Here is a 23359-nt window from a genome sequence, read left to right on the forward strand (position 1 = left end):
AGTAAAAGTAGTAAAAAGAATATAATCAAAATGATAATTTATACTTAGTGTCTTACACTGATAAATAGTTATTAAAGCATGTATTCTAGATGGTGTTCACAATAAAAGAAAATAAAGTAGAATACAAATGTCAAACTGTTACATAGCATCGTTATTTACTCGATTAATCGAATGCTATGATTAAAGGACTGCGTTTTAAATCATAGGACGATTAGGTTATGAGCAAACAGAATAATACGACTGGACCAACCGAGCTAGAGTCAGTCAGTGCGCAATTTAGTGAGCAGGTTGTCGATCAGCGTCTGACACCCAATCCCCTCAGTCAGTTTTCTATGGATACAGATTCGCTGAGACTGGCCTTGGTTACCGCTCAATACGCTCTACGAGCTACGCGGCAACAAACACCGCCCACTCTCAATAAGCCGACAGGTTTATTAGTATTGGTTAATGGAATGGAGCAGGCAGGCAAAGGAACTGCGGTGAAGCAGCTGCGAGAATGGGTTGATCCTAGGTTGCTTAAAGTTGAGGCTACGATAGGTTCTTGTCCATTGGCGTCTCAGCCTATTTGGCAAGCGCATACTCACGTTATGCCACGTCATGGTGACGTGATGGTGTATTTCGGGAACTGGTACGCTGATTTGCTTTACAACGCTATGCGAATGGCGACATCAGACAGTGATAACGAACAGTCAAAAATCAAGCAGTCAAAAAGTAAAAATCCAAAAGATAAAAAATCGGTCAACGTGAAATCGCTGCCTATCGCTAAATGGCAAGCATATCTAGAGCAGCAACTTATCAAGCTACAAGCCTTTGAGCAAGATCTCGTTGCCAACCAAACTAGACTACTGAAGTGCTGGTTTCATGTCGATATTGAAACCCTACAGTCACGGCTGAATGACAAAGAAGCTGATCCACATTTTTTATATCAAATTGACTGGAACAGTCAAAAAGTCATCGAAAAGTTTAATGAAGTTGCCGCAGCCGTACTACGACAGCAAGATGACTGGATCATTATCGATGGTGATGATAAATCACAAGCAGCCGATCAATTTTGTCATGAAGTGCTACATGCGATGCAAACTGCACTAGTGAGTAGTAAAGCAAGCTTGATTGAAACGGCTAAAAAACAAAAATCATCCGATAAATCAGAATCTAATGACCAGACAAATGCAGCGCTGGAGCTAGAAGTATTCAAATCGGTCAAAATACCGAAGCAATTAAAGCGCATCGTTGATGTAGACATAGATAAGTCTGATTACCGTCAAGCATTGGCAGAGAAGCAAGCGCGTTTTGCTGAATTACTACGGGCGCGTAATGGCCGGCATGTGGTATTTGCTTTTGAAGGTATGGATGCGGCTGGCAAGGGTGGGGCCATTAAAAGGTTGGTCGCGCCGCTCGATCCACGTGAGTATCAAGTTTATAACATTAGCGCGCCAATGCTATATGAGCTACAACATCCTTATCTATGGCGCTTTTGGACGAGACTACCTAATGAGCAAACTGATCATATCAGTCGTGTCGCCATCTTTGATCGGACTTGGTATGGACGTGTACTGGTTGAGCGTATCGAAGGGTTTGCAACTGATGACGAGTGGCAGCGCGCTTATGATGAGATCAATCGTTTTGAAGCGGACCTAGTCACCGCAGGCACGATAGTTATTAAGTACTGGCTGGCAATTGATAAAAAAGAGCAGCTTAAGCGTTTCGAGGAGCGTCAAGAGACACCTCACAAACAATTCAAACTAACGGATGATGATTGGCGAAACCGTGATAAATGGTCTGATTATGTACAATCTGCCGCTGATATGTTGGCGTACACAGATACCAAAAATGCTCCTTGGTGTGTCATCGCTACGAATGAAAAGCGCCAAGCACGATTGGACGTGCTAGATCACGCTATTGAGCAGTTATCTTCAGCATATGATAGCTAGTACTTGTTTTTATACTGGCTTTTATACTTGGTTAACTTGTATCACTTTTAAATTGAATCGACTATAGTCAGCCATAAATAATAGAGTTATATCGCTCAAACACTGGCAGTTACAAATCTCGCAATATCATCATGCATTATGCGCTCATATTTAATATAATAGAGCGCGTAACAGCGTCTGCTAACTAATAATTTTAATTTAGCACATAGCGCGTTTGGGTTATTTAATACAGATACCTTAATAATTACGACAGAAATTGTTACAATAGCCATTAGTAGCACCACAAATATCACTATGAAATATCTAAGCCGCAAGATGCTGTAATCAGATGATTTGGCAATATAACTTGCGGCTTTGTGACATGTTGAGGGATGCGTTCTTCGCCTTGGCCATAGTTAGTTTAAGACCATTTAAAAGCATGTTGCGTGTTTCATGTATGCTACGCCATAAGATGCTACAACAAGCCTTATGAGTAGCAGCGCAATGTTATCAACCTCATATAATTTCAATCAGCTTACGCAGGACGTATTAACGTATGGGTATTAGTAGCAGTTCTACAGAGTCAGTCAAAACCGTTGGCTCGATGAGAATAAATCTATTTTTTGGCATTTTATTGGTTGCAATGACCAGCTACTTTTTGTGGTGGGGTCTAGATTACACGATGCGTCAGCAAACGACGCTATTTATTGTGGCGACTGCTTTTGGTGTCTTTATGGCATTCAATATCGGTGGTAACGATGTCGCCAACTCTTTTGGTACGTCAGTAGGTGCAGGGACTTTGACTATCCCGCAAGCATTGGGTATCGCCGCGATATTTGAAGTGTCAGGTGCTGTGCTGGCAGGTGGTGAAGTAACCGATACGATTCGAAGTGGCATTGTCGATCTAGATGGTCTCTCAGTCGCGCCCAACCAGTTTATTTATGTCATGCTCTCAGCACTTATTGCTGCTGCATTTTGGCTGTTATTTGCGACCAAAAAAGGTCTGCCAGTTTCGACCACGCACGCGATTATCGGCGGCGTGGTTGGTAGCTCCATTGTATTAGGTATCACGTTAGGTGGTACTGAAATGGCGTTATCAACTGTGAATTGGGGTAAGATTGGTACTATCGCCATCTCTTGGGTTCTATCACCGTTACTAGGCGGCGTTTTGTCCTATCTGCTATATGGACAGATCAAGAAAAATATTATTGAGTATAATGACAAAACAGAAGCCTATATTGCGACGCTAAAAGGTAATAAAAAAACCTTAAAGCAAAATCATAAAGAATACCTGGACGGTCTGACAGAGTCTGAGCAGTTGGCTTATACGTCAGCTATGTTACGCGATCAAGAAATCTATAAAGATGATGATTGTGTTGTTGAAGACTTAGAAACGGATTATTACAAAGAGCTGTATGAAATTGAAAACGAACGCAGCAACCTCGATACGCTAAAAGCATTGAAGCAATGGGTACCTATAATTGCGGCTATGGGCGGTGCAGTCATGGCCTCTCTGGTTGTCTTTAAAGGTCTAAAGAACGTCAATAATGGTATGACGACGTTGCAAGGCTTTTTAATTATGGGGATGATCGCAGCGCTAGTATGGCTGGCAACCTATATTTATACCAAAAGTATCCGCGGTAAGCATAAAGAAGACTTGACTAAAGCCACGTTTATTATGTTTAGCTGGATGCAAGTCTTTACGGCATCAGCATTTGCTTTTAGTCATGGCTCGAATGATATTGCCAATGCGGTTGGTCCTTTCGCTGCCATTATGGATGTGATTCGTACCAATAGCATCTCGACTGAAGCGGCAGTACCACCTGCGGTTATGTTGACTTTTGGTGTGGCATTGATTGTGGGTCTTTGGTTCATCGGTAAAGAAGTGATTCAGACGGTCGGTACCAATCTGGCGAAGATGCATCCAGCTTCTGGGTTCTCAGCTGAGTTGGCTGCTGCTGCTGTCGTGATGGGTGCATCAACGATGGGTCTGCCCGTATCAAGCACGCATACCTTGGTAGGTGCAGTACTGGGCATCGGTATCGTCAATAGAGATACCAATTGGAAGCTTATGAAGCCGATTGGCTTGGCATGGGTTATTACCCTTCCTGCGGCAGCCTCAATGTCTGCAATTAGCTATCTGATATTGGTAAATATCTTCTAGGACTAATGCTATAGAGTTCACCAATAAAGCCTATCTTAGCATCATAAAAAACGCTTATCAGCATCATGCCGATAAGCGTTTTTTTGTATCAAATACAGGTTCAATCAGTGCCAAACTGTAGGCGTTTTTTGGCAAAGAATCGATCTAAGCGATCCATCGCGTCTTCCAATTCATGTAGATTGGGCAGGAATACTAAGCGAAAATGATCAGGTTTGTCCCAGTTAAATCCAGTACCTTGTACCATTAAGACATTTTCTTCAATCAGTAAGTCCATCATAAAGTCCATGTCATCCGTGATAGGGTAAACGTCAGGATCTATCTTTGGAAAACAATAAAATGCACCTTGGGGCATAGTGCACGAAATACCTTTGATAGCATTGAGACGTGTTACAGCCATTTCACGCTGTTTATACAAACGACCTGTCTTGGAAGTAAGGTCTTTCATACTTTGGTGGCCACCCATCGCTGTTTGAATCGCATATTGCCCCTGAACATTAGAACACAAGCGCATAGATGCGAGCATGTCTAATCCTTCGATGAAGTCTGTTGCGTGTTGCTTGCGACCAGAGACCATCATCCAGCCTGCACGGAATCCAGCGATACGGTGCGACTTTGATAAGCCATTATATGAAAGGACTAGCACGTCGTCAGTCAGCGTACTCATTGGCGTATGTACGGTGTCATCATAAAGAATACGATCGTAAATCTCATCGGCCATAATGATGAGATCGTGCTCTTTAGCGACGTCGATGATTTGTAATAGCAGCTCATCGCTATAAAGCGCACCAGTCGGGTTATTCGGGTTAATAACCACGATGCCCTTTGTCTTACTGGTAATCTTAGACTTGATGTCCTCGATATCAGGATGCCAGTTGTCTTCTTCGTTACAGCGATAGTGTACGGCCGTACCACCAGACAGATTGGCTGCTGCTGTCCATAGCGGGTAGTCCGGCATTGGAATGAGCACTTCATCGCCATCATTCATCAACGCTTGCATGGTCATTACAATCAGCTCAGACACGCCATTACCCAAATAAACATCACGCACATCAACAGCTGATAACAATCCTTTCGATTGATAATATTGCAATACTGCTTTACGTGCAGAAAAAATCCCTTGAGAGTCTGAATACCCAGTCGCTTCTGCTAAGTTCATCGCCACATCACGCAAAATCTCATGCGGCGCTTCTAGACCAAACGGTGCTGGGTTACCGACATTTAGTTTTAATATGCGTTTGCCTTCCGCTTCCATCTTATTAGCAGTCTGTAGTAGGGGACCACGAATGTCGTAACAGACATTTTGTAATTTATCAGATTTTTTAATTGTATTCATAGAGTGACCACTCTTAGGATTGTGTTGTGAGTTTTTTTGAGCGTTAGAGGTTGTAGAGACTGTTTTCGATTGATTTTGATCTGTATGATTGGGCTGTATGTCTACAGGTAAAGCAGCAGATGAATCGTTATTCTTGCCTGAACCACCATTTATGGATTTTGTCGTCGCACTGGCCTCATTTTGAAGTTCGCCACGCAGTAAATAGCCTTCGCTACAGCCTAGGATGCGTGCTAACGTCGGCAGCTTAGACGAGACGATACCGTTTGTGCCACGCTCCCAGTTAGAGATAGCGCCACGACTGACCTTCGCGCCTGCTGCCGTCATCGTCTGTGCCAATTGCTCCGCAGTGAACCCTTTATCGCGGCGCAGCTGTACAAGTCGCTCAGCTTGTGCACTCTTATTCTTATCACTAGCCATAATCAGTTAAGCCTGTGTTCATCAATAGGTTTGTAATAAACGGATTACTTTAATTGAAGAGTAATGTTTATGTACTAATGCAAGATATTATTGCATAAATAATTACAATGCAAGTTAACTTTGAAATTATTAGAAAAATGCAAGTAAATCTTGCATTCGTAAGTATATGAGATAGGTTTATACTAAAATGACACATGATTACCTATTACTAATTGCTTTACCAACATAATATTATTGTAATATATACCTTGAATATTGGAGCAGTAACCAATAGATAGGGCGCATCGTTTTTAGAAAGCAATAACGATAAAACTCAAATAGTAGCAACATAAAATATTAGATAATACCTATCTAACTAAGGGTAAATTATGCAAGATAATCAACTTAGCAAAGAAGAAATCAGCCAGTTAACAGAAACTGACTGGAAAGAGCGTTTAAGCGCTGACGAATATCATGTGCTGCGTGAGAAAGGCACAGAGCGTCCGTTCACAGGTGTTTATAATGATGCGACCGATGATGGCGTTTATCGTTGTAAAGGCTGCGGTGCCAGCTTATTTGACTCAAGTAATAAGTTTGATGCTAGCTGCGGTTGGCCAAGTTTTGACCAAGGAATCGATAACAGTGCTATTGAAGAGCATGTCGATAACTCGCTGGGCATGACTCGCACAGAAGTAACCTGCAGCAACTGCGGCGCGCATTTGGGTCATGTATTCCCTGATGGGCCGAGTGAGACAACAGGCATGCGTTACTGCATCAACTCAGTCTCTATTGATTTAGATAAATCTGAGAAGTAGTTGTCAGCTGGTCAGATAAGCTTAGAAGTATAAAAAGGAAGCATTTTGCTTCCTTTTTATTTGTTGGCACTCTTTTTATTTATTGGTAGTATGGTTGTGGTTGCTACTAAGAATATAGTAATGCTTAAAAAACAATTAAAACAACGATGCAATCAATTTAAGGATAGATGATGAATGCTATTTATGATTTTACGGCTGAGCGCATGGATGGTAGCTCGCAAGCGTTTTCAGATTACCAAGATAAAGTGCTATTAATCGTCAATACCGCAAGCAAATGTGGATTTACGCCGCAGTTCGAAGGTTTAGAGTCGTTATATCAACAGTACAAAGATCAAGGACTGGTGGTTATCGGTTTTCCTTGTAATCAATTTGGTAGCCAGGATCCAGGCAGCAATGATGAGATTGGTGCGTTTTGTCAAAAGAACTATGGTGTCAGCTTTCCAATGATGGCAAAGGTTGATGTGAATGGAGAAGATGCTCATCCAATTTATGAATGGCTCAAAGAGCAAAAGGGTGGGGTGTTGACAGATGGTATCAAATGGAATTTCACTAAGTTTTTAGTCGATAGCAAAGGTCAGGTCATCGACCGCTATGCACCAACGACCAAGCCAGAAGCTATTAAAAATGATATTGAGCAAGCATTAGCCAATAAATAAGTATCGAACTCAAAAAATATTGGTTTTTTATAAAATTATAAAACCAATAAAAACATATGCTTGCTAGAAATATCGACGAAAATGCAAAAAATATGTCAAAAAGTCGAAAATACTGTTTGACACCCAACTGTAAATCTATATAATACACACCCACAGCAGCAGAGCTTAGTGACAAACTTAAGAGTTCAGTTGATGTTGAATAAATTGCATAGCAATTGTTCGCGGGTGATTAGCTCAGTTGGTAGAGCGTCTGCCTTACACGCAGAATGTCGGCGGTTCGAATCCGTCATCACCCACCACTACTTTAGCGAAGTGGACCTCTTCATAAAGGTAAAATGCTAAAGAGACCTAAGCAGCGGTAGTTCAGTTGGTTAGAATACCGGCCTGTCACGCCGGGGGTCGCGGGTTCGAGTCCCGTCCGCTGCGCCATATTTAAAACAAATTTAGACTTTCGAGTTTAAGCAAGTTTCGCCTCAAACATTAGATTGTTTGAGGTTTTTTTGTGTCTGTGATATCACCTAAAACTCAGATTGGTGTGTGGCTAGACTTTCGAATAGAAAAGAACAGACCATCTAAAGCATTTATGTCCTAATGCTGTCCTTATCCTGTACCTGCCTATTCTATTTTTTACTTTATCGTGTATCGCATTTTACGATTGGTCGAAGAAAAATATTACTTCTTTTATTTCTACTTAAGGTTTGATCAGATAATCTTTCTCATTTCTAAGTTTGAATGACGTTTAACTTTCAACATAGGCTGGCTGGCAAACAAGACAATCACACCAACTAATGAAAACACACCAAAGGAGTAGAATGCAGTAGCAGCACCATACCGATCCACAATCAAACCAGTAAAGATAACAGGCACACTAAGCCCTATATATGCCATCAGAAAATAGCCTGCACTCGCACGTGCCTGCTCATTGCCAGCCGAGCGTACGACTCCTAGCATACCTCCTAGATAGACAAAGCCATAACAACTACTGCTAGCTAAAAAAGCGGCCAAAAGAATCACTGGAAGGTTGGCGCTCAACGTCCCCCAAGCCAACAAAGTATATGCTGGCAGTAAGATTAAGAGGCCTAGCTTGCTTGAAACTTGAGGGTCAAGTTTTCGGGCGATTGGCTGAACAATCAATCCACAACTGATGGCTAACATAGAGGATATCCCTGCATATTTAGCCAGTCCCTGTGAGGCCAGTACTGATGGGATAATGGATAACACCAATCCGGTCGTTGCCCAACAAATCAAAATACCGCTGCCATACCAGATGACTTCACGGTTAAAATAAGGTAGCCGTAGCATAGAGGTGGGCAAATTAGTGCGTTTAGGTGCTGTCTCTGGTAATTGATATAACAAAAACATAGCGAATATCCCGCTCGCTAGCAGTAAGAAAAAACTGGCTGGCTGATCGGTTTCGTAAAACATCAAAGAAACTGTCGTCAAAGCAGGGCCAAGACCAAAACCTATCGTCGTACTGGCCGTCACCCACGCTGTCGCACGCATCGTATCTGATGAGCCAAGCAGCTCAATCATATAGGCAGTCGCCGTAGCAGCCATCAGAGCCGTTCCCACACCCAGTATGAATCGTGCTACTGCTAACGCTCGTGTGTAAGGATAAAATAGCATGAGAGCCGTCGCTGTTATTGATAACGCTAAAGCTATTAAAATTGTCTTGCGCCGTCCAATTCGATCAGACAATCCGCCAAAAGCCAACAATACAGGTATGACGCCTAATACATAAAAGGAAAACGCTATCGTAGTTGCTAGTACGCCATAGCCATCATTGTGTGCGTAAACGGCATAAAGCGGCCCTTGGATATTGACGCTTGTCGTTATCACACATAAGGCAAAGGCCAGATATTTATTATATTTTTTAGTGGTCATATATCGCTGCTTTTTGAAGAGTGATCATTGAATTGACTGAGGTTAGAGCGATTCACAGTAGAATGACACCTACCTCTACATCGTTTTATGTTCAATGATTAAAACAAAAGCGCAGTAGGTTATCTACATACAATCCAGTACAATTAGACATAACTGTTTGGTCTATAGAACCCATACAGTTCGAACATCAAATCAATATATTGTCCCATCTACAATTTTGAGACAAGACATCCATAGAAGCTGACCTACCAAAAACAGTAAAAAATATGAATAATAAATTCACACGTATCGAAATTGTCATGGCTGACGTAAAAGAGAAAATAGCGACTGTCATTTACATGCCAGAGTCGCGGTTACCATCCATCCGTGCCGCGGCCAAAGACTATGGGTTTTCACCATCTACAGTAGTTGAAGCCTATGAGCGCCTGCAAACCGAGGGGATTATCTATTCTCGTCCTGGTGCAGGATTTTATGTGGCAGAGACGACAGCGCCGCTATCATTGACAGATATAGCGCCAAAAATTGACCGAGTGGTAGATCCATTGTGGGTATCACGGCAGTCGCTGGAGCCACCCGATGGTGCGCTAAAGCCAGGCTGTGGCTGGTTGCCCGCGGATTGGCTGTTTGAAGTAGGTATGCGCCGTGGCTTGCGAAATGTGGCAAAGGCTGACGCGTCCATTATCAGTGAGTATGCAACGCCGCTAGGACTGTTAGCATTGCGTCAATTACTCACGCGACGTATGGCAGGATTGAGTATCAATGCAGAACCGTCACAGATAATACTGACAGATTCAGGCACTCAAGCGATAGATTTGATTTTTCGATTTTTACTGACACCAGGTGATACGGTCGTCGTCGATGATCCTTGCTATTTTAACTTTCGAGCACAGCTGCTTGCCCATCGAGTCAAAGTGGTTGGCGTGCCTTATACGCCAAATGGGCCAGATGTAGATGCCTTTGCAGCGATTTTAGATGAGCATAAGCCACGCCTGTACATCACCAACGCTGCTATTCACAATCCTACTGGCGCAACGTTATCACCTGCTACGGCATACCGTGTATTACAGTTGGCCCAAGCGGCTGGTTTATACATTATCGAAGACGATATTTTTGCAGATTTTGAAGTCAAGCCTGCAGCTAGATTGGCGGCTTTAGATGGGTTATCACGAGTATTCTATATCGGCAGTTTTTCTAAAACGTTATCCGCATCCCTACGCTGTGGTTATATTGCCGCGCCTATAGAATGGGTCGGGAGTTTGGTAGATTTAAAGATAGCCACTGGCTTTGGTGGCAGTCAGTTGGCGGCAGCTGTTGTTTTCTCAGCGTTGACTGATAGCGGCTATCGCAAACATATGAATGATATCCATACTCGGCTAGCAAGCGCCCGTACTCATACGTTACCACGACTGGCTAAATTAGGCATCGTACCGTGGCTGCTTCCACAAGCGGGTATGTTCCTATGGTGCCGATTACCTGAGAATAACAATGCGACCGAATTGGCCAATCGCTGTTTATCCAAAGGTGTGGTATTGGCACCGGGCAATGTTTTTAGTCAATCGGACAATGCTGAAAAATTTATGCGATTCAATGTGGCGCAAATGAGTCATTCAAAGATCTTTGAGGTATTGGCTCAATCGATGACTTAGGTCGCTGCCTTAATATAAAGTAGTTAATATGAAACCTATGATAAGGGGGTATAAGTTGCCTTGCTTCTCAATATTTCAACTTTTATATGATGTTTTTTAAACGAATTTAAACTTTTGAGTTTAAGCAATTTTCGCCTCAAGTATTAGTTTACTTGAGTTTTTTTTGTGTCTGCTGTGTCTGCTCAAATGCCTTTTTTGTATAGGCCTTTTCTTTTAATCTTCTTTACTAAAACATCTACGCATCAAATTTCCGCCTTACGGGTGTATATCTTGTGGATGAAAATCGTAGAATCAACAATATATTAGCAAGCAATCCCTTTGTAATGTTAGTAAATAAAAAAGTAAATTTTTGTTGCGATAATATTGCTGTTGCATTAGTATCTTCGAATTATACTAAACAATTGTTATTGCCGCAGTGAGTCTGTTATTAGCAATAACCTGTCGCAGATGACTACTATGCGCAGACTAATAATTTAATGATCGACCAGTTATCTTTATAACTAATACCCCTTCTCTTGAGTAAGACATATGCTTGGATTCAAAATAAAGCGAAAACTAGACTTTTACCTAAGCGTATCTCTATTTGTATTTATACTAATAAGTATGACTACAAAATATGCTGGTATAGGATTCCCTAAAGAAGACTCCCTCTTTTACACGACAGGTATTTTAGGTCTTCATGACAATGTGCGTCACACTAAACACCTAACGCTTGATAATGTCGCGGGTAAAACAGAGACTCAAGTTTTTGCATGCGGTTATTCATTCTTCGATAACGGAAGAAGTAGTGATTGTGGGAACAATTTTTATAAATCCTATCTAAATGAAGAAGCGACCATAGGGTGGTACATACAAGATAAGTTTTTAATATTCAAAAACAATGTACCTCAAGTGGTAACTGTAGAAGTTGATGATAAGGTGATTATTAGTTACACGGATACTCTCAGAAATATTAATAGTAATAACAAAATCTCCAAGTTTATGATTTTATTTGCTTTTCCATTGTCAGTGTTTATGTACTGGCTATTTAGTAAAGTGGGTAAAAAAACCAATTAATAATTGACCAGTTATCTTTATAACTGAAACCTCTTCCCTTGAGTAAGACATATGCTTGGATTTAAAATAAAGCGAAAACTGGACTTTTACCTAAGCGTGTCTCTATTTATATTCATAAGTATGAGTACACAATATGCTGGTATAGGATTCCCTAAAGAAGACTCCCTATTCTATACGACAGGTATTTTAAGCCTACATGACAACGTAGGTAACTCTAGACATGTATAGATATATACCGGCGCTGAAAACAAACAAAGTCAGATTTTTTCTTGTAGTTATTAAGTGTTTGGGAATAATGAAAACAGTGGACGTGGTTCAAAAAAATTCTACGATCCATATCTTGATAAAGAAGTAACAGTAGGCTACTACCAACAAAGAAAGCTATTATGGTTTAAAAATGATATGACACAGCTTGTCACTATGCAGTCAGGAGATGAAATTATTTACAGTTATGCTACTACTATTAATATCATACGTGGTCGTAACAAAGGATATATATTTATGATTATCTTTTCTTTGCCGTTTTCTGTCTTCATGTATTGGACAATTGATACGCTTCATAGAACAGGTAAGTAGTTATAAATCAATGTATTAATATTATGGAGAGTTTTGATGAATAATTAGCTTGTGAACTGCTACAAGATCAAAAGCCATTACAACAAAGAAAAACTCATTATTTTGGGTGATTTTTCAAAATGACGTGTTAGATAACTTTTATAAGAAATAATTTATGTTCAAAAATCTCAGAAAATTTAGCGAGTTATCGAAATCTCAAAAAATCCATATCGTTATTCTCTTATTAACATTGTTTTTTTTCCCATCTAAACTTCTTTTAGAATGGAGCGGTAGAAATTTTCCTTTAAAGTCCGAGCTCCATTATAGTGAAGGGGTATTAGACTATGAAGGGTTTGGTGTCACTCTAAAATCTATAGAAGAACCTAGTAAAGATATTGTTTTTAGTTGCCATTATACAGCTTTCACGACTAGAGATTCTGGCAGTTGTATGGATCGTAAGAATATTGAACCTTATTTAGATAAACCTGCAAAGATAGGCTGGTATTTTCAACCCGATTTTTTAGGGTTTAGTAATGATTTCCCACAGCTAGTAACCTTGGAAGTTGAAGGGGAGCAGAAAAGATATTATGAAAAAACATTAAAATTTACTAAAGATGCAAACATGATTTTTTTAGGCATAACTTTATTTATAAATATTTTTTGGTTATGGATTTTTATGAAAATTGTTTATCCAAAAGATACAATTTATGAAGAAAAGTAATTCCCAAATCACATTGAAGTCAGATACTCATAGCTAGTTTGAATAATAGATAGCCCTATAAAAATTGAGAAAATCAACAACGCTCATTCCTTGCTTTATCTGATGAGTAAATTGCAAGAATATCATCACATTCTTAGTTGTGAACCAGTATTTACTTTGACTCACAAAAAAAACGCCTTTAATCAAAGACGGTTTTTTGTGTTAGCTTACTGTTAGACAGTCTATTTATACTAATCCTGTAGATAGCTTAATAAACGCATAAACTCAATGTACATCCACACTAGTGTGGCAAGTATACCAATACTGAATAGCCACTCGTAGTCTTCTGAGATGCCCATTGCCACACCGCGGTCGATATTATCGAAGTCCAATAGCAGTGTAAAAGAAGCAATAACAATAACAAATAAGCTAAAGCCAATAGCGATAACGCCGCCTTCAAACAAGAAAGGTAAGCTTGAGCCAAATGCCAAAGAAAGCACCCACTGAGCCACATAGACCAGCATGATAGCGATAACGGCTGAGGTCACAATTGAACGGAACTTTTGAGTCACTTTAACGAGACCCGAACGATATAGTCCTAGCATAACGGCTGCGGTGACAAAGGTTGCACACATAGCAGTCACTGGCACACTTGGATACATTCTCATAAAGAACAGTGAAATGCCGCCTAAAAATATACCTTCTAGTAGTGCATAAGGTACGGCTAAAGTCTTGGCTTTTTGTGGCTTAAAAGTGATGAAAAGAGCCAGAACGAATGCAGCAATCATGCTACCGAAGGCTGCCATCGTGATAAAACCCTGCGATAGACCTGCCATAAGTGCATAAAAGAAAAAGCCCACACCAGTGATAGCTGATAGCCCAAGTAATAGACTGGTCTTTTGAATAACACCCTTGACCGTCATTGGATTCCCGCCGATCGCAAGTTCTGCGCGACTGACAATAGGATTGGCCATATATATGTCCCTAATAATAAAATATAAATGAGTTAGATAACAGCTACTTTAGCAAATCCGCCATTATTGTCAACTGTGTTTGCGTGACGGCCATAAAGGCCTGACGACATTCTGTAGTTGCTTATTGAATTATAATAATGTGATGCTATATAGCTAAATAAACACGTCTAAGAGTAACGTATGATGGCTTCTATATGGGGTCGATTACGACAGTTAACAACGATAATTCATAAACATGCTAGTCTAAGCGCTCATTTATCGCTATCATTACCTAGTATTTTACCGTTATACCGAGCCGTTTTATGGAAAACTCAGCGCAGTCAGCCAGATTGCCACACTTACATGAGTCAGAGCTGTTTCACGCTATCAAAAACCCTGCTTTTAGGCGTATCGGATTGATGGGCCGTGCAGGCAAGCGTAGTGTCACCCAAAGCCTCGTGCAGATTGCCCAAACGATCAATGATATGAATCTCACATTGATTATGGATGTAAAGACGGCCAACTTACCAACATTGAATCTCACTGAGATTGAAAAAGTTAAAATCGTTAAGCGCAGTCTCATCGGTGAAATTTGCGACTTAGTCATCGTTGTCGGTGGGGACGGATCTATATTGCATGCCGCCGAAGCTTTAGCACGTTACCGTGTTCCTGTGCTGGGCGTTAACCGTGGTCGGCTTGGGTTTTTGGCAGATGTAAAGCCTGATGAGGCCGCGTTTAAGCTACGCCAAGTCTTGATGGGTGATTACCAGCTAGATCATCGGTTCCTGTTGACTATGGAGATACGAGAAGGTCGTAAGATTATCCACGAAGACATGGCGCTCAACGACATCGTATTACATGCTGGAAAATCAGTACACATGATTGATTTTCAGATGAAAATTGACGAGCATGATGTTTATAGACAGCATAGCGATGGTTTGATAGCGGCGACACCGACTGGGTCTACCGCTTACGCACTGTCAGGTGGTGGCCCTATCATTCATCCAAGTATGGATGCCATCTGTCTAGTACCTATGCATCCACATACGCTATCTAGCAGGCCTATTGTGGTGAGTGGTAATAGTGAGGTGTGTATTCGTATTCACGAAGATAATCGAACTCAGCCGATGGTCAGTGCAGACGGTAAGCCGAGTGTGCCACTTGAGCAAGAGCAGCGGCTCTATATTCGCAAGCACCCTGATAAGTTAACACTGTTGCATCCACCAGGGTTTGATTTCTATGAAGCTTGTCGTACAAAGTTGCACTGGAACGTCCATGCTGAAGAATTCAGTCTGGATGTCGATGATGATATTATGGATGATGACGAATAACTTTATCCGTTATATAAAAACGTTAGATAGAATATGCTATAAAAAAATAGTAGTGGAGAGTAGATAAGATGGATAAGCAAACGATATTGGCAAGTTTGACGCCAGAAGTGGCTGATAAGTTTCGTATGGCGATTGAGATAGGTAAGTGGCCTGATGGCCGCAAGCTAACCGCTGAACAGCGTGAAACTTGCATGCAAGCCATCATGGTTTGGGAGCATGAGCACCTACCACCTGCTGAGCGTACTGGCTACATTCATAAACCAGTAAAAGACGATGGGTCTGTCGTTGGGGCAGAATGTGATGTTGAGCATGAGCATCATTATCCCAACATGCCGAATCCTAAAGGGGCTGTGCAACCTGTCAAGTTTCGTGATAAATAAGCATTTATTATCGATGTAAATCACAATAAAAAAGCCACGCTATATATAGCGTGGCTTTTTTATTGCTTGACGATTTATTAAAGTGCAGTCGTATCAACGCTAGGGCGCACGGTTAGTGGGTTTTTTTGCATCAAAAACCCTTGCCAACCCCAATGTAAAAAATTACGAATATTGGCATGATCGGTACCATTAGGGGTTGCTTGAACTTTGGCATAATGCTCACCGAATAGTTTTAGCGTGTCTAATTGATCAAGGCCATGGAGCTTAGCAAAGCCAAAAATCTTTGCACTGCCTTCGTTTTCACCAGCGGCATTATGTACCATGCCATTAACAAAAGGGGCAGGTGCATAGCGATAAAAATCATCAATAAAACTGATGACATCATTGAATCCAATGGCTTTTTTGTTCAAACCATTAAGTAGAGCCGATATGTCTGATTGGCGAATACTCATAAATAAATGACCTCAGAGCAGATTAGAAAAGTGAAAATATATCGATTAGCGATTAAAATAGTCTTCATCATCGAAAGAAGGCGCAAAACTGCCTTGCTCAAGATGTTGCATTTGCGACTGTACAGAACGCTCATGCTGAATACGTTGATAAATCTCTTCGCGGTGTACGGCAATATCTTTAGGTGCATTTACACCGATACGTACTTGATTGCCTTTGACACCTAGGACAGTCACACTGACCTCATCACCAATCATTAGCGTTTCGCCCACGCGGCGTGTCAAAATTAACATGCGTCACACTCCTTATGTCGCATCAACAAATTATTACTCATTAGATTACTTCTCAATTGCAGGACATCACCGCAGTATTAAACATACTATATATCGGCATAACTAAAATAATTAGCGTAGTGCCAATGGCGGCAATGATAGGTAGATTCATTTAGCCCAAATGAAAGCCCATTATAGGGGGCATGGCAGAGACTGTCACGAGTTTTCACAAAACTATTAGGTAACTACTAACGTCAGCAATAATAAAAAATAAAAATAGGATCTCAAGAGACCCTATTTAATTGAACGTATTATTGAATGTTATTAGTAACCCATGAGTGCTAGCTGCGCCAGCCAAATCTATTACTGTTAATTAAAATAATAGTCCAACCACTATAAAGAACACATCAGGATTATAGATGGCTATTATAGCCCAGCGATTTTACTTTCGCCATCTTCGCGATCCAAACCAAATGCGGTATGTAGTGATTTAACCGCTTTTTCTAAATGCTGGTCTTGAATCAGTACAGAGACTTTGATTTCGCTGGTCGATATCATTTGGATATTGATGTTGTTTTCAGCGAGCGTCTGGAACATAAGACTAGCGACGCCAGCGTGCGAGCGCATGCCAACACCCACTAGTGAGACTTTGACGACTTCACTATTACCTAAGACTTCTTTTGCACCAATCTCGTCTTTGACTTCTTCATTCAGCACTTTCATGGTTTTGTCTAAATCAGAGCGATTGACAGTAAAAGTAAAGTCGGTTGTGCCATTGGTCGAAAGGTTTTGTACGATCATATCGATTTCGATATTGGCGCGTCCAATCGGGCTCAAGATAGCAGAGGCAATACCAGGGTGGTCAGGTACACCGCGTACTACAATTTTCGCTTCGTCTCGGTTAAAGGCGATACCTGAGATGATTGCCTGTTCCATACTATCTCCTTCGTCTATCGTAATTAAGGTGCCGACATTGTCTTGAAATTCTTGGTCAAAGCTACCGTCTGTGTTTTCATCAAAGCTAGATAGTACACGCAAAGGTACACCATATTTACCCGCGAACTCTACTGAACGAATCTGTAGAATCTTAGAGCCAAGACTTGCCATCTCAAGCATTTCTTCAAAGGTAATTTTTTCAAGTTTCTTAGCTTTTGAGGTGACACGAGGGTCAGTGGTGTAGACGCCATCAACATCGGTATAGATTTGACATTCATCCGCACCCAAAGCAGCTGCAATAGCGACACCAGTAGTATCAGAGCCACCACGCCCTAATGTGGTCGCGTTACCTTCTTCATCAATACCTTGGAAGCCTGCGACGATGACAATATTGCCAGCATCTAATTGCTCGCGAATATTTTTATCATCGATGCTTTCGATACGGGCTTTGTTGTGGGCGCTATCAGTCTTAATCGCGACTTGACGGCCAGTAAATGAGCGCGCACCGATACCAAGCTCTTTAATCGCCATCGCGAGCAATGAGATAGAGACCTGCTCACCTGTCGAAACCATTTGGTCATATTCACGAGGATCAGGCTGAGTGCTAATTTGGCGAGCCAGATCGATCAAACGGTTGGTTTCGCCGCTCATGGCAGATACCACAACGACCACTTGATGACCGTTGTCATGCCAGCGTTTGACTCGTTTGGCGACGTTTTTGATGCGGTCGATACTGCCCATCGAGGTGCCGCCGTATTTCTGTACTATTAACGCCATAAAAATCTACCTATTATTCATTAATGGCCTTTTGTTATCATCAATGAGAGCCAATGTATTCACGTGCCTCTCAATCAATGTTTGCATAGACAAAGCCGTATTATAAGAGTTGCGCCCTATGCCTTTCATTTATTCAATGGTGCTTATATTTAATGGTACTTATTATTCAATAGTGCTTAGCAGTCAATGAATGAACAATGTGTTCAAACGTTGACCTTTATATCATATCTACGTCACCACGTTAAGTGCTAGTGCGGCTTAGATGTATGGCGATTGGTTATAATGGTTATAACCAATCACGTATTGTACATTTGATCATACAGCTTTTCGCTCAGCTTACTGCTTAGCCAAGCTGTTCTGCAATCCAAGCAGGTAGTGCATCAATGACTGCTGCACTGTTGCCAGACTTTGGTGCGCCGCCTTGAGCATAGTCAGGCTTACCGCCACCTTTACCACCCAGCTCACCTGCCAAGTGACGAATGATATCACCCGCTTTTACTTTGGCTGTGACAGATTTCGCCACACTGGCTGCTAGGGCTAACTGATCGTCTTTATCACCCACCAATACAATCACACTGTCTGGAAGTTTCGATTTGATATCGTCCATCAGCGTGCGGATTGACTTACCATCGACACCGCTTAACATGCTGATAAGTACAGGCGTACCTGCGATAGTCTGCACGTCATCAAGTAAGTTGGCTGCTTGGGCACTGGCGATTTTTTGTTGCAGGCGTTCTAATTGTTTTTCTAGATCGCGTTGCTTATCTGCCATGGTACGTACACGCTGTGCAACTTCCGGGCGTTTTACTTTAAGCTGACTTGCAAGCTCGCTTAATTGTTGCTCGCTTTGCTGAATGTTTTTGACCGCATTCATACCAGTAACGGCTTCAATACGGCGAATACCAGCAGCAATGCCTGACTCGCTCGTGATTTTCAACAGGCCAATATCACCAGTACGCTGTACATGCAAACCGCCACACAGCTCGATAGAGAAGGGCTTGCGTTGACCATCTACGATACTGTCTGTACCCATGGTAAGCACGCGAACGTCACTGCCGTACTTTTCACCAAACAGCGCCATTGCACCGTTTTTCATGGCTTCATCAATCGACATGTTCTCGATACGGGCAGGGGTATTGGCTTGAATTTGCTCATTGACGAGACGTTCGATACGGCTGATTTCAGCAATGCTAACGGGTCTGTCATAAGAGAAATCAAAACGTAATACTTCGCTTGATACTAGTGAGCCTTTTTGCGTAACCTCATCACCCAATACTTCTCTTAGCGCGGCATGTAACAGGTGAGTAGCCGAGTGGTTTTTGGCACTGGCGGCACGGATACTAGAGAGTACTTGCGCATCAGCCGTTTGTTTGGCGTTAATCTCACCCATGGTGACAACACCATAGTGGATAATGGCTTGACCAGATTTTTTGGTATCTTGAACTTCAAAGACACCAGATGCGGTACGAATTTCACCCAGCTCACCAACCTGACCACCACCTTCGGCATAAAATGGGGTACGGTCAAGCACAACAACACCTTCCATACCTTCATTCAAGCTGTCTGCCGAATTGCCGTCTTGATAAAGCGCATCAATCGTTACGCCTTCTTCTTCAAGTTGCTCATAACCGATAAAGGTCGTTGGCGTCTCTACTTGAATGACTCTGCTATAATCGACGTCGAATTTACCAGCATCACGCGCACGCTCACGTTGTGCTTGCATGTGCTCATCGAACTCAGCCTCATTGATAACGATACCGCGCTCACGAGTGATGTCAGCGGTCAAATCAAGTGGGAAGCCATAAGTGTCATACAGCTTAAAGGCTGCTTCACCAGATAGCGTGTCACCATCTTGCAACCCTTCGAGCTCGCTGGCAAGCAAACGCAGCCCTTGCGCTAGTGTCTTAGCAAACTGTGTCTCTTCTTTTTGAATGGCATTTTCAATAGCGCTTTGCTTGTCTTTTAGCTCAGGATAGGCGTGGCCCATTTCAGCAACCAATGGTGCGACCATCTTATAGAAAAAGTCACCATCTGCACCCAGCTTGTTACCATGGCGCACCGCACGACGGATCACACGGCGTAGCACATAGCCACGGCCTTCATTGCTTGGTGTAACACCATCAGCAATCAAAAAGGCAACGGCACGAATATGATCAGCGATGACTTTCAATGATGATTGCTGCTCATTATCAATCTCTAAAATCTCAGCTGCTGCATCCATCAAATGGATAAACAAATCGATCTCGTAGTTGCCATGGACGCCTTGCATGATCGCACTAATACGCTCAAGACCCATGCCTGTATCCACACTAGGTGCTGGCAGTGGTAATAGCGTACCGTCTTTTTGACGGTTGAACTGCATAAATACACAGTTCCAAATCTCGATATAGCGGTCGCCATCTTCTTCAGGTGTGCCTGGTAGGCCGCCCTCGATATCTGCACCATGATCATAAAAGACTTCGGTACAAGGACCACAAGGACCAGTGTCGCCCATCGTCCAAAAGTTATCTGACGCATACGGCGCACCTTTGTTATCACCAATACGAATGATACGATCGCTTGGGATGCCGATATTCTTGTTCCAAATATCAAAGGCTTCATCATCGGTTTCATAGATGGTGACATAGAGACGGTCTTTATCAATTCCTAACCAGTCACTCGATGTCAAAAACTCCCAAATATACTCAATACCGGCTTGCTTAAAGTAATCGCCAAACGAGAAGTTACCGAGCATCTCAAAGAACGTATGATGACGGGCAGTGTAGCCAACATTATCTAAGTCATTGTGTTTACCGCCAGCACGTACGCACTTTTGCGAGGACACAGCACGTGTATAGTCACGTGGCTCCATGCCCAAAAATGTCTCTTTAAACTGATTCATACCGGCATTGGTAAATAGTAATGTCGGATCGTTATGCGGAATCAGACTAGACGATGGGACTGTAGTGTGCTGCTTGCTTATGAAAAAATCGATAAAGGCTTGGCGAATATCGGCTGAGCGAAATGGCTGGCTCACAGCGGCTCCTTACTGACGGATAGAATTGAGTAGATGAAGTAAAATAATTTTGCAAGCGATTTTAGCACAAACGCCCAAGCTCTTGGTACAAGAGTTACAACTGCAGGGTTATTCTGTGGATATAGTCAATACTATATCAACCAGATAGCGCGTCAGGATTGCTAATTCTACTAGTCGTAGTGCTTTCACTTGCCTTCATTATTGTATCCAAATTATCTTGAGACGACCATAGCCAGTATTTTAAAGCATTACAAAATCTGGCTCGCAAATGAATTAGTTGGTCAAAATCGCTGCATCAGTTTCGTCCAATCTATCTTGTATCAATGGATTGGATTCAATCACCTGTACTGGCAAGTAGCGCAGTTGTAGTTTAATGGGTAAATATTTGGGAAAGTTTGTCGCCATATCTTGGGTAATCGCTAATTCAATTTGACGGACATCGTATGAGCTAGGCGTTGTTTCCCCGCGAATAACAGCACGTACGACTTGGTTGTCATCGACAGTTTCGAATTGGGTATTGGTTAGCACGTTGCCCTTATCAATGAAGTAACTATTGATGGTTTCTTTAACGCTACTCTCAAACACTTGCTGTTTTGCATTGGTCTGTAGATTGATAGTTAAATAAGTACCCAAGCCGCCTAGCAATAATAAAGTCACAGCGTTACGTCGCAAAAAAGTTAAGTAGGTGTTTGATTTATAATCGTCATCAACCAAACGGCGGAACCCTAGCAGCCAAAGCACTAAGGCATTGGTAAATTGAATCGCAATAATGTTGGTGATGGCTAATAAAAACGCACCGAGTCCGAGCTGTAGCTCACCATTAGCCAATAAAATACCACTAGCAGCCAGTGGTGGCACCAGTGCTGTGGCAACGGCTACGCCCACAACGGCAACCGAGAGGTGCGGCGAGACCATCGCATAAGCACCAGCAGTACCACCTGCTAGAGCAATCATCAAATCCATGGATGTTGGCTGAGTACGGGACAGTATTTCTGCTGTTAAAGGCTGATCTTTGTGTAGCCACCCCACGATAAAGCCAACCAATATCACCAATGACACACCGATGAGCATGGTGATAAGTGACCTGCGCAGTAGCGGCATACGATGGTCAATAATGGCTAATGCGACACCAGTAATCGGTCCTAGCATCATGGCCACTAACATAGCTCCAATGACCACCGCTGCTGAGTTGGTCACCAGTCCATAACTGGCGATAATGGCAGACAGTATGTTCATGATGAAATACATTTTGCTAGGCAGCGCATTGGCTTCAATTCTTACTCGGACTTCTGGATAATCTACTTTTTGATTGCTAAATTGCTCGGCAACAAACTGTTTATAAGATTCTAGTTTGGCCTCTTTTTGTTCTTTAACTTCTTCCTCTTGTGCTTCTTGATCGTTAGCCTCGTCTTTTACAGTATCCTCTATATTTTTCTGACCATCTTGTTTTGTGCCAGTTTCAGGCTTATTTGCAATAGCGTTTGTTGATTCGTTGACTAACTGCTCTGTATTCGTATTATTTTTTAGCGAGCGGTCTTCTATATCACTATCAGAAACGGTTACTTCAGCGTCAGCTTCTTCTTGAGAGGCTTGCTTAGTGCTGTCATCATCATCTTGAATTCTTTTTGTAGCTTCAGAGTTCGCTAAGTTAGCACTCTCAAAATCAGTGCTATTTGAATCTATTTCAGTCTCTGATGTTAGGTCTTCAGGAGAAGGCTGTGATTTATCATCAGAGGTGTCGGATTCAGAGGTTGTGGTATCAGGTGTCTCTAATGTCGCAACTGCTACATCTGGACTGATCGATTCTATGATTACTTTTGCGTCAGGATTTTGTGTATCTGCCATGTCCTTATCGGATTCATTTTCGTCATGATGCTCTAAATACTCTGAAGATTCAGCATTTTTTGCAGTGATGTCTGGCTCAGAGTTATCAGTCTCATTCGCTACTATAGCGTGTTCTTTTTCAGGCTTAGTCATCGCTAATGAGTCTTTGGTAGCGCTCGTGTTATTAGACGATTTTTCTTCAGATGAGGTCATAGCAAGTAGCTTTCTTAAAAAGTAAAAGAAAGTCGTTATTGTAATGATAAATGGAGGAAGGTATATGAGTTTTTTGCGAACAAGAAGGGAAG

17 protein-coding genes, 2 tRNA genes and 1 pseudogene are annotated in these 23359 nt (G+C 41.9%); 12 read left to right on the forward strand and 8 right to left on the reverse strand.

Translation table 11 applies throughout. The features are described from left to right. Positions 1-218 precede the first annotated feature (218 nt). Together DFP82_RS04965 and DFP82_RS04970 are read left to right on the forward strand one after the other, a co-directional pair. Positions 219-1931 carry an ATPase gene (locus DFP82_RS04965; protein ID WP_110922633.1) on the forward strand — a complete coding sequence of 571 codons (1713 nt, stop codon included), beginning with the start codon at positions 219-221 and terminating at the stop codon, positions 1929-1931. Positions 1932-2466: 535 nt separating this feature from the next. Beyond that, entirely contained in the window at positions 2467-4074 is a 1608-nt protein-coding gene (locus DFP82_RS04970; RefSeq protein WP_110922634.1) for an inorganic phosphate transporter, read from the forward strand. Between the two features lie 100 nt (positions 4075-4174). Here the strand turns inward: DFP82_RS04970 and DFP82_RS04975 are convergent, their stop codons facing one another. Further along, positions 4175-5827, reverse strand: coding sequence for an aminotransferase class I/II-fold pyridoxal phosphate-dependent enzyme (locus DFP82_RS04975; protein WP_110922635.1), 1653 nt, complete (start codon positions 5825-5827; stop codon positions 4175-4177). Positions 5828-6192: 365 nt separating this feature from the next. Here DFP82_RS04975 and msrB point away from each other — a divergent pair, with 365 nt between their 5' ends. The 4 genes from msrB to DFP82_RS04995 all read left to right on the forward strand — a co-directional run bounded on the left by msrB (position 6193) and on the right by DFP82_RS04995 (position 7703). Continuing rightward, positions 6193-6618: a peptide-methionine (R)-S-oxide reductase MsrB gene (msrB, locus tag DFP82_RS04980; protein ID WP_110922636.1), complete on the forward strand. Its 426-nt coding sequence runs from the start codon at positions 6193-6195 to the stop codon at positions 6616-6618. A 170-nt stretch (positions 6619-6788) separates the two neighbouring features. Further along, positions 6789-7274 (forward strand): glutathione peroxidase, encoded by a 486-nt coding sequence (locus tag DFP82_RS04985; protein ID WP_110922637.1) that lies wholly within the window; start codon positions 6789-6791, stop codon positions 7272-7274. Positions 7275-7497: 223 nt separating this feature from the next. After that, positions 7498-7573, forward strand: a tRNA-Val gene (locus DFP82_RS04990). 53 nt (positions 7574-7626) lie between these two features. Further along, positions 7627-7703, forward strand: a tRNA-Asp gene (locus DFP82_RS04995). Between the two features lie 273 nt (positions 7704-7976). On the opposite strand, the gene DFP82_RS05000 is transcribed toward DFP82_RS04995, so the two are convergent. Beyond that, entirely contained in the window at positions 7977-9158 is a 1182-nt protein-coding gene (locus tag DFP82_RS05000) for an MFS transporter (protein ID WP_110922638.1), read from the reverse strand. A gap of 266 nt (positions 9159-9424) precedes the next feature. Here DFP82_RS05000 and DFP82_RS05005 point away from each other — a divergent pair, with 266 nt between their 5' ends. The 4 genes from DFP82_RS05005 (at position 9425) to DFP82_RS05020 (ending at position 13136) form a co-directional block, all read left to right on the forward strand. After that, the gene (locus DFP82_RS05005) at positions 9425-10804 is read left to right on the forward strand and encodes an aminotransferase-like domain-containing protein (RefSeq protein WP_110922639.1); all 1380 of its coding nucleotides are present in this window, start codon (positions 9425-9427) and stop codon (positions 10802-10804) included. A gap of 603 nt (positions 10805-11407) precedes the next feature. After that, entirely contained in the window at positions 11408-11860 is a 453-nt protein-coding gene (locus tag DFP82_RS05010) for a hypothetical protein (RefSeq protein ID WP_146221327.1), read from the forward strand. Positions 11861-12142: 282 nt separating this feature from the next. Next, positions 12143-12436: a hypothetical protein gene (locus DFP82_RS05015; protein WP_110922641.1), complete on the forward strand. Its 294-nt coding sequence runs from the start codon at positions 12143-12145 to the stop codon at positions 12434-12436. 154 nt (positions 12437-12590) lie between these two features. Further along, positions 12591-13136 carry a hypothetical protein gene (locus tag DFP82_RS05020; RefSeq protein ID WP_110922642.1) on the forward strand — a complete coding sequence of 182 codons (546 nt, stop codon included), beginning with the start codon at positions 12591-12593 and terminating at the stop codon, positions 13134-13136. Positions 13137-13366: 230 nt separating this feature from the next. On the opposite strand, the gene DFP82_RS05025 is transcribed toward DFP82_RS05020, so the two are convergent. Continuing rightward, on the reverse strand, positions 13367-14089 hold the full coding sequence (locus DFP82_RS05025) for a Bax inhibitor-1/YccA family protein (protein ID WP_110922643.1): 723 nt from the start codon (positions 14087-14089) through the stop codon (positions 13367-13369). 302 nt (positions 14090-14391) lie between these two features. Here DFP82_RS05025 and DFP82_RS05030 point away from each other — a divergent pair, with 302 nt between their 5' ends. Together DFP82_RS05030 and DFP82_RS05035 are read left to right on the forward strand one after the other, a co-directional pair. Then, complete coding sequence (locus DFP82_RS05030; RefSeq protein ID WP_181416247.1) at positions 14392-15399, forward strand: NAD(+) kinase; 1008 nt, start codon at positions 14392-14394, stop codon at positions 15397-15399. Positions 15400-15467: 68 nt separating this feature from the next. Further along, positions 15468-15779, forward strand: a complete 312-nt coding sequence (locus tag DFP82_RS05035) for a YeaC family protein (RefSeq protein ID WP_110922645.1) — start codon at positions 15468-15470, stop codon at positions 15777-15779. 77 nt (positions 15780-15856) lie between these two features. On the opposite strand, the gene DFP82_RS05040 is transcribed toward DFP82_RS05035, so the two are convergent. From DFP82_RS05040 to DFP82_RS05060, 5 genes and pseudogenes are all read right to left on the reverse strand, one after another. Further along, a complete protein-coding gene (locus DFP82_RS05040; protein ID WP_110922646.1) occupies positions 15857-16231 on the reverse strand; it encodes a HopJ type III effector protein in 375 nt (124 codons plus the stop codon). A gap of 123 nt (positions 16232-16354) precedes the next feature. Continuing rightward, a pseudogene (gene csrA, locus DFP82_RS05045) lies at positions 16355-16522 on the reverse strand (carbon storage regulator CsrA); the annotation flags it as partial. A gap of 405 nt (positions 16523-16927) precedes the next feature. Continuing rightward, on the reverse strand, positions 16928-18214 hold the full coding sequence (locus DFP82_RS05050; protein ID WP_110922647.1) for an aspartate kinase: 1287 nt from the start codon (positions 18212-18214) through the stop codon (positions 16928-16930). A 343-nt stretch (positions 18215-18557) separates the two neighbouring features. Then, positions 18558-21230: an alanine--tRNA ligase gene (alaS, locus tag DFP82_RS05055; protein WP_110922648.1), complete on the reverse strand. Its 2673-nt coding sequence runs from the start codon at positions 21228-21230 to the stop codon at positions 18558-18560. Between the two features lie 273 nt (positions 21231-21503). Beyond that, positions 21504-23267, reverse strand: coding sequence for a TIGR00341 family protein (locus tag DFP82_RS05060; RefSeq protein WP_110922649.1), 1764 nt, complete (start codon positions 23265-23267; stop codon positions 21504-21506). Positions 23268-23359 lie beyond the last annotated feature (92 nt).

Source organism: Psychrobacter fozii (assembly GCF_003217155.1).
Taxonomy (GTDB): Bacteria; Pseudomonadota; Gammaproteobacteria; order Pseudomonadales; family Moraxellaceae; genus Psychrobacter; species Psychrobacter fozii.

What these genes read in the sequence shown, in the direction of transcription:
- DFP82_RS05020 (WP_110922642.1), top strand. Translation starts at nt 12,591, where the DNA reads ATGTTCAAAAATCTCAGAAAATTTAGCGAGTTATCGAAATCTCAAAAA.
- DFP82_RS05025 (WP_110922643.1), bottom strand. Translation starts at nt 14,089, where the DNA reads ATGGCCAATCCTATTGTCAGTCGCGCAGAACTTGCGATCGGCGGGAAT.
- DFP82_RS05010 (WP_146221327.1), top strand. Translation starts at nt 11,408, where the DNA reads ATGACTACAAAATATGCTGGTATAGGATTCCCTAAAGAAGACTCCCTC.
- msrB (WP_110922636.1), top strand. Translation starts at nt 6,193, where the DNA reads ATGCAAGATAATCAACTTAGCAAAGAAGAAATCAGCCAGTTAACAGAA.
- DFP82_RS05040 (WP_110922646.1), bottom strand. Translation starts at nt 16,231, where the DNA reads ATGAGTATTCGCCAATCAGACATATCGGCTCTACTTAATGGTTTGAAC.
- DFP82_RS04965 (WP_110922633.1), top strand. Translation starts at nt 219, where the DNA reads ATGAGCAAACAGAATAATACGACTGGACCAACCGAGCTAGAGTCAGTC.
- DFP82_RS05000 (WP_110922638.1), bottom strand. Translation starts at nt 9,158, where the DNA reads ATGACCACTAAAAAATATAATAAATATCTGGCCTTTGCCTTATGTGTG.
- DFP82_RS04985 (WP_110922637.1), top strand. Translation starts at nt 6,789, where the DNA reads ATGAATGCTATTTATGATTTTACGGCTGAGCGCATGGATGGTAGCTCG.
- DFP82_RS05060 (WP_110922649.1), bottom strand. Translation starts at nt 23,267, where the DNA reads ATGACCTCATCTGAAGAAAAATCGTCTAATAACACGAGCGCTACCAAA.
- DFP82_RS05035 (WP_110922645.1), top strand. Translation starts at nt 15,468, where the DNA reads ATGGATAAGCAAACGATATTGGCAAGTTTGACGCCAGAAGTGGCTGAT.
- DFP82_RS05030 (WP_181416247.1), top strand. Translation starts at nt 14,392, where the DNA reads ATGGAAAACTCAGCGCAGTCAGCCAGATTGCCACACTTACATGAGTCA.
- DFP82_RS05050 (WP_110922647.1), bottom strand. Translation starts at nt 18,214, where the DNA reads ATGGCGTTAATAGTACAGAAATACGGCGGCACCTCGATGGGCAGTATC.
- DFP82_RS04970 (WP_110922634.1), top strand. Translation starts at nt 2,467, where the DNA reads ATGGGTATTAGTAGCAGTTCTACAGAGTCAGTCAAAACCGTTGGCTCG.
- DFP82_RS05005 (WP_110922639.1), top strand. Translation starts at nt 9,425, where the DNA reads ATGAATAATAAATTCACACGTATCGAAATTGTCATGGCTGACGTAAAA.